The sequence below is a fragment of the Streptomyces sp. NPDC049627 genome (assembly GCF_044465645.1).
In the GTDB taxonomy this organism is placed as follows: domain Bacteria; phylum Actinomycetota; class Actinomycetes; order Streptomycetales; family Streptomycetaceae; genus Streptomyces.
In genome coordinates, this window is the sequence record NZ_JBITLW010000001.1 from 1,054,787 (window position 1) to 1,067,215 (window position 12,429).

Here is a 12,429-nt window from a genome sequence, read left to right on the forward strand (position 1 = left end):
AGGGGAAGCGAGGGTGGAGCCGGGGGGTGGAAGCGCTTTCCCGAGCGAGCGCTACCTAAGGTACGCGAGACCGGGATGGACCCCGGTGTAGCCGTCGACCAGCCTGCGGGCGACGTTGACCGAGTCGACCAGCGGGTGCAGCGCGAACGCCTTCACCGCCGTCGTACGGGAGCCGGACTCGGCGGCGGCCAGTACCTCGCGCTCGACCGCCTTGACCGCGCAGACGAGCCCCGTGGCGTGGTCGGGCAGCGGGGCGACCGCGACCGGGTGCGCGCCGTTGGCGTCGACCAGGCACGGGACCTCGATGACGGCGTCGGTGTCGAGGACGGACAGCGTGGCCTGGTTGCGGACGTTGAGGATCAGGGTGGTGCGCTCGTCGCGGGCGATGGCCCGCATCAGGGCGAGCGCCACCTTCTCGTAGCCGCCGGAGAGGTCGTCGGCGTCGCGCTCTCCGGCGCCGGCGGTCTCCCGGTTCTCGGACATGTAGGTGGCCTCGCGCTCGGCGCGGGTGCGGTCCCAGACCTCCAGGGCGGAAACGTCGGCGCGCCGGGCCTCCTCGTAGAAGCGGGCCTGCTGGTCGCGCAGGAAGGCGCCGCGGGTCTTGTCGGCCTGCTGGTAGGCGCGGACGGCTTCCCGGTTGAAGTAGTAGTAGTGCAGGTATTCGTTCGGGATGGCGCCGAGCGACCGCAGCCAGTCGACGCCGAAGAGCTTGCCCTCCTCGAAGGAGCCGAGCAGGTCGGGGTCGGCGAGCAGGCGCGGGAGTTCGTCGCGGCCGGCGACGCGCAGGCCGCGGACCCAGCCGAGGTGGTTGAGGCCGACGTAGTCGATCCACGCCTCGCCGGGGTTCTTCACGCCGAGCACGCGGGCGATACGGCGGCCGAGGCCGACCGGCGAGTCGCAGATGCCGATGACGCGGTCGCCGAGGTGGCGGGACATGGCCTCGGTGACGAGACCGGCCGGGTTGGTGAAGTTGATGACCCAGGCGTCGGGGGCCAGGCGGGCCACCCGCCGGGCGATGTCGACGGCGACCGGGACCGTCCGCAGGCCGTAGGCGATGCCGCCCGCGCCGACCGTCTCCTGGCCGAGGACGCCCTCGGCGAGCGCGACCCGCTCGTCGTTCGCCCGGCCCTCCAGACCGCCGACGCGGATCGCGGAGAAGACGAAGTCGGCGCCGCGCAGGGCCTCGTCGAGGTCGGTGGTGGCGGTCACCCGGGGCGCGTCGGGGACGCCGGCCGCCTGTTCGGCGAGCACGCGGGTCACCGCGGAGAGTCTTTGTGCGTCCAGGTCGTGCAGCACGACGTGGGTGACCCGGCCCTCGGCCCGGTCGCCGAGGAGCGCCCCGTACACGAGCGGTACGCGGAATCCACCGCCGCCCAGAATCGTCAGCTTCACGTCTGCACCTTTCCCGCCACGACGACCTCGACGCCCGCCTCCTGCAAAGAGGCCTGCGTCGCCGTGTCGACCGGCGCGTTCGTCACCACCACGTCCAGGTCCTCGGGACCGCACACCTTCGCCATCCCGTGCCCGGGGAACTTCGCCGCGTCGGCGAGCAGGACGACCTTGTCACTGGCCTTGATCATGGCCCGCTTGACCGGCACCTCGACGACCGTCGTGTCCATCACCTGTCCGCCCGGCCGTACCCCACTGGTGCCCAGGAAGAGCCAGTCGGCATGCAGCTGGCGCAGGTTGTCCTCGGTGAGGAAGCCGACCAGGGAGCGGTACTCGCGGCGGACCATGCCGCCGAGCAGCACCAGTTCGATGCCCTCGTCGTCGGCGAGCTCCTCGTAGACCACCAGGTTGCTGGTGATCACGGTGAGGCGGCGGCCGTGCAGCTGGCGGGCGAGGCGGAAGGCGGTGGTGCCGATGTCGAGCAGCACCGACTGACCATCTTCGATCATCGCGGCGGCGTGGGCGGCTATGGCGTCCTTCTCGGGTACGCGCACCTCGGCGACCTCGGCGAAGGGCTGGTCGCCCTCGTCCGCGACCGCGCCGCCGTGGACCCGGGTCAGCAGCCCGTCCTCCTCGAGTTTGACCAGGTCACGCCTGATCGTGGCGGGGCTCACACCCAGCTGCTCGGAGAGGTCGGTCACAGCCGCGGGGCCGCCGGAGCGCAGCGCCCGCAGGATGAGTTGATGTCGTCGTTCCGCCAGCATGGCGTGAACACTACTCGTCATCTTCAATCATCGCCATGCTCGTTTCTGCTCGGGTATTGACCAATCTCGCTGAGCGGCGCACGATTCCGGTCACCGAATTGAAGAGTTTTGACGAGCCCTGCTCTCGGACTCCCCGCTCGCGACGAGAGGACGCTGCCGTGGACGACGACCGGCCCGATGTGCTGTTGACCGGGCTGCTCTTCTACGACCTCGTCCTCACGGGGCTCGGGAAGCCGCCGACCCCCGGCGAGGAGATCTGGACGCGGGGCATGGGCTGCGGTCCGGGCGGCATCGCCAACCTGGCGGTGGCCGCGGCCCGCTTCGGCCTGAGGACGTCGCTGGCCACGGTGTTCGGCGACGACCTCTACGGCGAGTACTGCCGGGACGTCCTGTGCGACCAGGAGGACATCGACCTCTCGCTCTCCCGCACGGCGGACGGCTGGCCCACCCCGGTCACCGTCTCCCTCGCCCTCCCCCACCCTCGGCTTCGCTCGAGCGGGGGGACCCCCATCCACGACCGGGCCCTCGTCACCCACGGCCAGGAACCCCCGTACTCGCAGGACGTGCTGATGGGCGACCCGCCCGAGGCGCGCACGGCCCTCGTGCACATCGAGGCCGAACCCCGCGAGTGGCTGGCCAAGGCCGCCGCGAACGGCACGCAGATCTACGCCGACGTCGGCTGGGACCCCTCACAGCAGTGGTCGACCGACCTCCTCGACCAGCTCTCCCTGTGCCACGCCTTCCTCCCCAACGAGACCGAGGCGATGGCCTACACCCGCACCGACAGCGCGGTCGCGGCCCTCGGCACGCTCAGCGAGCTGGTGCCGGTGGCGGTCGTCACGCGCGGCGGGGACGGAGCGGTCGCCGTCGACCAGATCACCGGCGAGTACGCGGAGGTCCCCGCCCTGGACGTCGACGTCCTCGACCCGACGGGCGCCGGCGACGTCTTCGGCGCGAGCTTCGTCGCGGCCTCACTCGGCGGCTGGCCGCTGGAGGAACGGCTGCGGTTCGCCGTGCTCGCCGCCGGACTGTCCGTCCAGCACCACGGCGGGGCCCTGGCGGCCCCCGGCTGGTACGGCGTCGACCACTGGTGGCGGTCGGCGGAAGACCCCGGCCTGCGACGCGCGTACGGATTCCTCGAGCACCGCATCCCGGCCGACGTCGGCCCGCCCGTGCGCCACGCACCCGTCACCCCGCCGGCCGGTCCCCCGCCCGTGGGTCCACGCGCCTCCGAACGGCGGCACTGATCCCCCATCCCCTCAGCACGTCGAACAGCCCTCAGCACGTCGAACAGGAACAACAGGAGTGACCCGTGGACCTTTCTCGTAGAGGCTTCCTCCAGGCCGCCGTGTTCACCGCGGCCGCGTCCGGCCTGACCGTCGCCTGCGGCGGCGGCTCGGAATCGGGCGGCACCAAGAACGGCAAGGACCTCACCCTGTGGTACTGGGGTGGCGCGCTCAGCGACAAGGTGGTCGCGCAGGCCAAGACGCACTTCAGCGGCCAGGTCAAGCTGACCGCCGCCTCCATCGGCGGCGACTTCAAGCAGAAGCTCACCACCACCCTCGCCGCGGGCGGCTCCTCCGTGCCCGACATCACCGGCATCAAGGGCGAGGACATAGCCTCCTTCCTGCCCAACGCCGACCGCTTCCTCGACCTGAACGACCTGGGCTTCAAGAAGCTCTCGTCCCAGTACCTGGAGTGGAAGACCAAGCTCGCGCAGACCAAGGACGGCAAGCAGATCGGGTTCCCGATCGACATCGGTCCCACCGCGCTCTTCTACCGCGCGGACCTGTTCGACAAGGCCGGGCTGCCGACCGACCCGGCCAAGGTCGCAGCCGAGGCCAAGACCTGGGAGGACTACTTCGCGCTCGGCTCCGAGCTGAAGAAGGCGGTGCCCGGTGTCTTCCTGGTCAACAACATCAGCTCGGTGTTCAGCATCGCGGTCGGCCAGGGCACCAAGCGGTTCATCGACGAGGACAACCACTTCATCGGCGACCAGGACCACATCCGCACCGCGTGGGAGACGGCGATCCGCCCCTACACGCTCGGCATCGACGCCAAGATCAACGACCAGACCTGGAACGCCGCCATCGGCAAGAACCTGGCCACCGAACTCGGCGCCGCCTGGCACGCGCTGGACATCGAGTCGGCCGCCCCCGGCACCAAGGGCAAGTGGCGGGTCTGCGCGACACCGGGCGGGCCGGCCAACCAGGGCGGCTCCTACCTGGCCCTGCCCTCGCAGTGCCGGAACCCCGAAGAGGCGTTCAAGATCATCAGCTGGATCCTCAGCCCGGACAACAACGCCAAGAGCTACACCGACGCCACCATCTTCCCCGCCTCTCCGGCGACGTACTCGATGGCGGCCATGACGGGCCCCGACGCCTTCTTCGGCGGACAGAAGATCATCGACGTCTTCGGCCCGGCCGCCGAGGCCATCCCGGTGAGCTACGAGGCACCCGCCGACTCCGCGGTCATGGCGCCCTTCATGGCCGAGCTGACCAGCATCGAGGCCAAGGGCAAGAAGCCCGACGACGCCTGGAAGGACGCGGTCGCCCAGGCCAAGCAGATCGCCCGGCGACAGGGGGTGAGCTGAGGTGTCGTCACCTCCGGTCACCGGCCCCGTCGCGGTGCAGGGGCACCGCGGCGGGCCGGGCCCGGCCCGGTTCCGCCCGCGGCGCACCCCGCCCGCGGGCACCCCTCGTCCCAAGCGGCGCGGAGTGCTGTCGTACTGGCGGCAGTACATGGCGATCTCGCCCTTCTTCCTGATCTTCGCCGCCTTCTCCTTCGGCCCCGTCTTCTATTCGCTGTATCTGTCCTTCCAGCGCTACGACGGCCTGGGCACCAAGCAGTTCGTGGGCCTGCAGCAGTTCGAGTTCCTCTGGAACGACCCGGTCTTCTGGCTGTCGATCCGCAACACCCTGGTGATCTGGGTGCTGTCCACCGTGCCCACGCTGTTCGGGGCCCTGGTGCTGGCGACGCTGCTGCACTCGGTGCGCCGCTTCAAGGGCTTCTACCGCATCGCCCTGTACGTACCGAACGTCACCTCGATCGTCGCCGTGGCGATCTTCTTCGGCGCGGTGTTCAGCAACAACTTCGGTCTGGTCAACGCGATCCTGGGCACGGTCGGCATCGAGCCCGTCCCGTGGCTGAGCAACCCGTGGCTGATCAAAGTGGTGATCGCGCTGCTGATGACCTGGATGTGGACCGGGTACAACATGATCATCTACCTGGCCGGTCTCCAGGCCATCCCGACGCAGATCTACGAGGCGGCCAAGCTGGACGGCGCCGGCCCCGTCCGCACCTTCTTCCAGATCACCATGCCGATCATGCGGCCCATCATCCTGTTCACCGTCGTCATCTCGACCATCAACGGCCTGCAGAGCTTCAGCGAACCCCAGGTGCTCTTCGCCAGCAACGCCGCCAACCAGAACCTCGGCGGCCCGGGCCAGGCGGGCCTGACCACACTGCTGTACTTCTACCAGTCGGCCTTCCTCGACAACGACTACGGCTACGGCGCGGCCATCGTGTGGGCCTTCTTCGTACTGATCATCGTGCTCGTCGTCATCAACTGGCGCATCGTGCAACGAGGGAGGAAGTCATGACGACAGCCGCCACCCCATCGCCCGCCACGGGCCCGAGGCGGCGGCTGCGGCGCCCCCGGGGCCTGACCGCGCACATCCTCCTCGTCCTGGCCGTCCTGATCTCGGTCTTCCCGTTCCTGTGGACGATCGTGATGGCGACCAACACCACCAAGGAGATCTACCAGAGCCCACCGAAGCTGACGTTCGGCTCCCATCTGCTGGAGAACATCCGGCATGTGCTGAACACCATCGATTTCTTCGGGTCGATGCTCAACACGGTCGTCGTCGCGTGCGTCACCACGGTCCTGGTGCTGTTCGTGGACTCCCTGGCGGCGTTCACCTTCGCCAAGTTCGACTTCCCCGGGCGCAAGGTGCTCTTCGGCACGCTGCTGGTGTTCATGATGCTGCCGCTCCAGCTGGCCGTCCTGCCGCAGTTCATCCTCATGTCCGAGATCGGCTGGGTCGGCATGCTCAAGGCGCTGGCCCTGCCGGCCCTCGCCAACGCCTTCGGCATCTTCTGGCTGCACCAGTACATCCAGAACGGCGTGCCCGACGAACTGCTCGACGCCGCGCGCATCGACGGCGCCGGGTTCTTCCGTCAGTACTGGAACATCGCACTGCCGATGATCAGGCCCGCGCTGTCCTTCCTCGCCATCTACGCCTTCGTCAACGCCTGGAACGACTACGTCTGGCCGCTCATCGTGCTCACCAACCCCGACCACGTCACGCTCCAGGTGGAGCTCGCCCAGCTCAACGTCGGCCACAACACCGACTACAGCATGGTCATGGCCGGGGTGCTCATGGCGGCCCTCCCGCTGGTCGTCGTCTTCAGCATCTTCGCCCGCGGGTTCATCGCGGGCGCCACCGAAGGTGCGGTCCAGGGCAGCTGAACCGGTGTCGACAGGGAGGATCACAGTGGTGGAGATCGCCGGCGGGGAACTGCCACGGCGCGGCAAGGTGCTCGTCGTGGGCATGGACGGCCTGCGCTACGACCGGCTCACCCGTGAGCCGTCCAACGCCCCCGTCCTGCACGGCCTGATGGCCGCGGGCGCCCACGGCACCAGCCTGCTGCCCTACGGCGAGGTGGACGGCCAGGCCGACGGCGGGCCGTCCACCAGCATGGCCTACACCGACTCCGGCCCCGGCTGGTCGAGCGTGCTGACCGGCGTGTGGCCCGACCGGCACGGGGTGACCGGCAACGACTTCAAAGGCGCCGACTACGCCCGCTACCCCGACTTCCTGACCCGCGCCGTCACCGCCCGGCCCGGACTGCGCACCGCGGCCGCGGTGTCCTGGCCGGCCCTGGTCCGCCGCGGCACCCTCGGCCGCGCCATCGGCCGGCGTGTGCGCCACAACGGCGAGTCCAAGGGCTACGAGACCGCGGACCGCCGCGTAGCCCGCACCGCCCTGCGCTGGCTCACCCGGTTCGACCCGGACGTCATGTTCGTGTACTTCGGCGCCACCGACGAGGCCGGCCACGCCACGGGCCCGCTCTCCCCCGCCTACGACCGGGCGCTTCTCATGCAGGACGCCCACCTCGGGCGGCTGCTGGAGGCGATCGACGCCCGGCGCTCGGAGCCCGGGCGTGCCGACGAGCGCTGGACCGTGCTGGTCACGACGGACCACGGCCATCTCGACACCGGCGGCCACGGCGGCGGCACCCGCGCCGAACGGGAGGTCTTCGTCGTCCTCGCCGAGCCCGGCCTGCCCGCCGGCACCCGGCTCCGGGCGCCCCGCCTCATCGACATCGCCCCGACCGTCCTGGACCGTCTCGGCATCCCCGTCGACCCCGCCTGGGGCCTGCCGGGCCGCATCCTGCCCGGCTCGACGTCACCCACGTCCGCACCGACTCCGGAAGGGCCATGACCGACGCACCCCGCGATCCCCTGATCGCCCTGCGCCCCTGGGAGACACCCGAGGTGACCTCCTGGGGGCGGCTGCCCATGAACGCCGTCGACCGGCGCTGCGGAGCACTCCCCCTGGACGGCGACTGGCGCTTCCAGTTGCTGTCCGCTCCGGACGCGCCGGTCGGCGGTGCTGTGTCTTCCGCGTACTCGGTGCACGTCCCCGGCGTCTGGACCATGCAGGACACGGACGACCTGCCGCAGTACACGAACGTCCGTATGCCGTATGCAGAATTTCCTCCGCACTCGCCCGCCGCCAATCCGACGGGCGTCCACGAGCGTGAGGTCGACATCCCCGCCGAGTGGGCCGGACGCCGGATCGTGCTCCAGGTCGGGGCCGCCGAGAGCGTGCTGCTCGTGCACGTGGACGGGCGGCCCGTCGGCATCTCCAAGGACTCCCATCTGGCCGCCGAGTTCGATCTGACCGGGGTGGTGCGGGCGGGCGAGCGGGCCACCGTACGTCTGACGGTCGTGAAGTGGTCGGACGCCTCGCACATCGAGGACCAGGACCAGTGGTGGCACGGCGGGATCACGCGTTCGGTCCTGCTGTACGCCACCGACCCGTTGTATCTCGCGGACGTGACCGTGCGGGCGCGGTACAGCGGTGAGCTGCGAGTGGACTGCCGGGTGCGGCACGCGGGCGGTGCGCTGCCCGAGGGGTGGTACCTCACCGGGGAGCTGGACGGCCGACGGCTCGCGCAGGACGGCGAGTTCGACCGCGTGAACGCCGAGGACGAACGCGTCTCCGACTTCCTCGGCGAGGCCCGGCTGCTGACCACCGTCCCCGAGGTACGCACCTGGAACGCGGAGACGCCCGAGCTGTACGGCCTGACCGTCCGCCTCCATCGCGCCGACGGCACGGTCGCCGACACCTCCCGGCACCGCGTCGGCTTCCGCGACGTCGAGATCGTCGGCCGTGATCTGCTGGTCAACGGTGAGCGGGTGTTCATCCGGGGCGTCAACCGGCACGACTTCCACCCGCTGACCGGGCGGACGGTGTCGTACGACGACATGCGCGCGGACCTCGTCCTGCTGAAGCGGTTCGGCTTCAACGCGATCCGCACCGCCCACTACCCGGGCGACCCCACGCTGTACGACCTCGCCGACGAGCTCGGCTTCTACGTGGTCGACGAGGCGGACATCGAGTCCCACGACCACGCCCACGAGATCGCGGACGACCCGCGCTATCTGAACGCCTTCGTGGACCGCGTCTCGCGGATGGTGCTGCGCGACAAGAACCATCCGTCGGTCATCGTCTGGTCGCTGGGCAACGAGTCCGACTACGGCGCGAACCATGACGCGGCGGCGGGCTGGGTGCGCCGGCACGATCCCACCCGCCCGGTCCAGTACGAGGGCGCGGCCAAGCGCGGCTGGGCGGATCCGGAACTCGCCTCCGACATCGCCTGCCCGATGTACGCGCCGCTGGAGGACTGCGTGGCCCACGCGCTCTCCGGCGAGCAGACGAAGCCGCTGATCCAGTGCGAGTACTCGCACGCCATGGGCAACAGCAACGGCACGCTCGCCGACCACTGGGCTGCCATCGAGGCCACCCCAGGTCTTCAGGGCGGGTTCATCTGGGAGTTCTGGGACCACGGGATTCTGCAACGCGTGAGCGACGGAAGACCGGCTGGGCGTGGGGGCGCCGGGCTCTATGACAACGGTGTCGCCGCGCCCGGACACCGGTGGGCGTACGGCGGCGACTTCGGCGAGACGATCCACGACGGCGCGTTCATCGCGGACGGCGTGGTGTTTCCCGACCGCACGCCCAAGCCCGCGATGTACGAGCACCGGGAGATCGCGGCGCCGGTGCGCATCGAGCGCTTCCCCCACGAGGGGATCGTCCTGACCAACCACCAGCACTTCCGCGGCTTCGACTGGCTGGCGGCCGTGTGGGTGCTGTCGCTGGCGGACGGCCGCACCCTGACCGCGCCGGCCGAGCTGCCCGAGCTGTGCCCGGGCGAGACGGCGGTGGTGCCGCTGCCCTTGGCGCTGCCCGAGGACGGCGGCGAGGCGTGGCTGACACTGCGGGTGACGACGGCGAAGGACCTGCCGTGGGCGCCGCGCGGCACGCAGGTGTGCACACCGCAGGTGCGGCTGCGCGGGCCCGCTCCGGTCCCGGTTGCTCACGCGGACCTGGGGATCCCCCCGGCCGAAGGCTGGGGGAAGGTCGAGGTGGACGGCGAGGGTCTCCTCGTCCACCCTCTGCTGACGGCCGCCCCCACCCTCTCGCTGTGGCGGGCGCCCACCGACAACGACGAGTTGGGCGGCATGGCGCAGCGCTGGCGGAGCTGGGGGCTCGACGCGCTGGTACGCAAGGTCGTGTCCGTACGGCGGGACGCCGGGCGCTTGACCGTGCAGGCCGAGTACGCGGGCACGAGCGGTGTCGTACGGCACCGGCAGGTGCTCACGCCCGTCGAGGGCGGGGTCCGGGTCGAGGAAGAGGCCGAGCTGCCGGAGGCGTTCGACGACGTGGCGCGGGTCGGCACGGTCTTCGAGACGGTTACGGGGCTCGACCTGCTGGAGTGGTTCGGGCAGGGGCCCTGGGAGTCGTATCCCGACCGCAGCGCGGGCGCGCCGGTCGGCCACCATGCCGTCCCCGTCGACGAGCTGTTCACCCCTTACCTACGCCCTCAGGAGAGCGGTGGCCGGCACGGCGTACGGCGGTTCACGCTGTCCGCGCCGGACGCCACCGGTCTCTCGGTCGTCCTGGACGAACCGCGTCAGGTCTCCGTCACCCGCTACCGCGCCGAGGACCTGACCGCCGCCGCGCACCACGACGAACTGGTGCCGCGCCCCGGCTGTGTGGTGCACATCGACGCGGCGCACCGAGGTCTCGGCACGGCGTCGTGCGGACCCGACACCTTCCCCTCGTATCGCGTTCCGCCGGGCATCCACCGCTGGAGCTGGACCCTGCGCGTTCTCTGAACTCTTTCCTCCCCCTCTTTCATGGAGCACCCATGTGTACTTCGCATGCGCACGACCAGGGCGAGGCCGCGCAGGCCGGCGCCGCAAGACGCAGTTTCCTCAGGGCCACGGCCCTGATCGGCGCCGCTGCCACCGCCTCGGTCGCGCTGCCGGCCGAAGCGCAGGCGGCAGCCGCGGAGGGCTGGCGGCCCGACCCGGACAGCCGCCGCTTCACGCTCGCCGTGATGCCGGACACGCAGTACCTCTTCGACGGGCCGAGCATCGACAAGGCACCCGTGGAGGCGTCCCTGCGCTATCTGCTGCAGCACGGGCGGGAGGAGAACATCGTCTTCCTGTCCCACCTCGGGGACCTCACCCAGAACGGCACCCAGCCCGAAGTGGCCGCGATCAGCGAGGCGTTCCGTCTCCTGGACCGGCGGGGCGTGGGCTACAGCGTCCTCGCCGGCAACCACGACGTGAAGTCGTCGACGACCGACCAGCGCGGTGCGACGCCGTACCTGGACGCCTTCGGGCCCCAGCGGTTCCAGGGGAAGAAGACCTTCGGCGGTGCCTCCCCGGACGGCTACAACACCTTCCACCTCTTCAAGGCCGCCGGCCGTGAGTGGATGGTGCTCGCGCTGGACTGGCGGCTGTCGGAGAAGGGCTACGCCTGGGCCCAGGACGTCATGGCCGCGCACCCGAAGACACCGGTCATCCTCACCACCCACGAGCTGGTCGTCGAGGACGACTCCCTGTCGGCGTACGGGCAGCAGCTGTGGGACCGGCTGATCGAGGACCACGACCAGATCTTCCTCACCCTCAACGGGCACTACTGGCCCGCCGGCCGGGCGACCCGCAAGAACGCCGCGGGCAACGATGTCCACCTGCATCTGACGAACTACCAGAACCGCTACTTCGGCGGCGCGGCGATGATCCGCCTGTACCGGTTCGATCTCGACCGGAACGTCATCGATGTGGAGACGGTCTCGCCGTGGATCCTGGGCCGGGCCGCCAGGGGGCTCAACGAGCTGGAGCGGCAGGAGATCGAACTCAGCGGCGACGCCGACCGGTTCAGCGTCGACATCGACTTCGCCGGCCGCTTCTCCGGTTTCGATCCGGTGCCCGCCCGCCCGGCGCGGCCCGCGTCGCGGATGCTCATCCCGGGCACGATGGCGTACTGGCGCTTCGACGAGCCGGTGGGGGACGGCGTCCGGGATCTGGCCGGTCGCGGCAACGACCTCACCGTCGTCACCGTGGGCGGCGGCAGGCTGGGCTGGTCGGCCGACCACCACCCCGACCAGCCGGGCCACGGCAGCCTGGAGTTCCAGGGCTTCAAGTCCCCGCTGAAGGGCGCGTACCTGCGCACGGTCGACGGTGCTCCGCTGAACTCGGCGACCTTCGCGCACGGTTACACCATCGAGGCCTTCTACCGACTCCCCGCCGACTGGGACCCCTCCCACCACGCATGGTCGGGCCTGGTCGGGCGCTCCGGCACGGGCGGCGCGGCCGGCAAGACCGCCGACGACCCGGACGAGCCGCTCGCCACCCTCTCCCTGTCGAACGACCGCGAGCCGCAGTGGGCGATGCGCCCGCTGAACCAGGACGGCATCGCCACCAACTGGGGCCAGGAGACGCCGCTGGAGACCTGGTGGCACCTCGCGGTCGTCAACGACGGCGAGCACACGACGCTGTACGTCGAGGGCTGCCCGGTGGTCCGCAACCCGAAGGCGCCGGCGGTCGGGATCACCTCCGTCGGGCTGCCGTGGCTGCTCGGCGGCTACGAGTACGGCGGCCGGATCGACCAGATCCTGTACGGCCGCCTCGGCGACGTCCGGATCGTCGCGCGGGCGCTGCCCGTCACGTCCTTCATGAACCACTGAGCCCTTC

General features: G+C 70.5%; 9 protein-coding genes. 7 read left to right on the plus strand and 2 right to left on the minus strand.

The features are described from left to right. Nucleotides 1–51 precede the first annotated feature (51 nt). Together ACIBU0_RS04655 and ACIBU0_RS04660 are read right to left on the minus strand one after the other, a co-directional pair. A complete protein-coding gene (locus ACIBU0_RS04655; RefSeq protein ID WP_398811542.1) occupies nt 52–1,392 on the minus strand; it encodes a 6-phospho-beta-glucosidase in 1,341 nt (446 codons plus the stop codon). Then, on the minus strand, nt 1,389–2,153 hold the full coding sequence (locus tag ACIBU0_RS04660; RefSeq protein ID WP_398811794.1) for a DeoR/GlpR family DNA-binding transcription regulator: 765 nt from the start codon (nt 2,151–2,153) through the stop codon (nt 1,389–1,391). Before ACIBU0_RS04660 ends, ACIBU0_RS04655 begins: the two co-directional genes overlap by 4 nt. Nucleotides 2,154–2,311: 158 nt before the next feature. Here ACIBU0_RS04660 and ACIBU0_RS04665 point away from each other — a divergent pair, with 158 nt between their 5' ends. The 7 genes from ACIBU0_RS04665 to ACIBU0_RS04695 all read left to right on the plus strand — a co-directional run bounded on the left by ACIBU0_RS04665 (nt 2,312) and on the right by ACIBU0_RS04695 (nt 12,422). Further along, nucleotides 2,312–3,400, plus strand: coding sequence for a carbohydrate kinase family protein (locus tag ACIBU0_RS04665; RefSeq protein WP_398811544.1), 1,089 nt, complete (start codon nt 2,312–2,314; stop codon nt 3,398–3,400). 65 nt (nt 3,401–3,465) lie between these two features. Next, complete coding sequence (locus tag ACIBU0_RS04670) at nt 3,466–4,746, plus strand: ABC transporter substrate-binding protein (RefSeq protein WP_398811546.1); 1,281 nt, start codon at nt 3,466–3,468, stop codon at nt 4,744–4,746. 124 nt (nt 4,747–4,870) lie between these two features. Further along, the gene (locus ACIBU0_RS04675) at nt 4,871–5,755 is read left to right on the plus strand and encodes a carbohydrate ABC transporter permease (RefSeq protein ID WP_398811797.1); all 885 of its coding nucleotides are present in this window, start codon (nt 4,871–4,873) and stop codon (nt 5,753–5,755) included. Beyond that, entirely contained in the window at nt 5,752–6,624 is an 873-nt protein-coding gene (locus ACIBU0_RS04680) for a carbohydrate ABC transporter permease (RefSeq protein WP_398811548.1), read from the plus strand. Before ACIBU0_RS04675 ends, ACIBU0_RS04680 begins: the two co-directional genes overlap by 4 nt. Nucleotides 6,625–6,652: 28 nt before the next feature. Further along, nucleotides 6,653–7,600, plus strand: coding sequence for an alkaline phosphatase family protein (locus ACIBU0_RS04685; protein WP_398811800.1), 948 nt, complete (start codon nt 6,653–6,655; stop codon nt 7,598–7,600). Continuing rightward, entirely contained in the window at nt 7,597–10,563 is a 2,967-nt protein-coding gene (locus ACIBU0_RS04690) for a glycoside hydrolase family 2 TIM barrel-domain containing protein (protein ID WP_398811556.1), read from the plus strand. The genes ACIBU0_RS04685 and ACIBU0_RS04690 overlap by 4 nt, the downstream gene beginning before the upstream one ends. 32 nt (nt 10,564–10,595) lie before the next feature. Continuing rightward, nucleotides 10,596–12,422, plus strand: coding sequence for a LamG-like jellyroll fold domain-containing protein (locus ACIBU0_RS04695; RefSeq protein WP_398811559.1), 1,827 nt, complete (start codon nt 10,596–10,598; stop codon nt 12,420–12,422). Nucleotides 12,423–12,429: the final 7 nt, after the last annotated feature.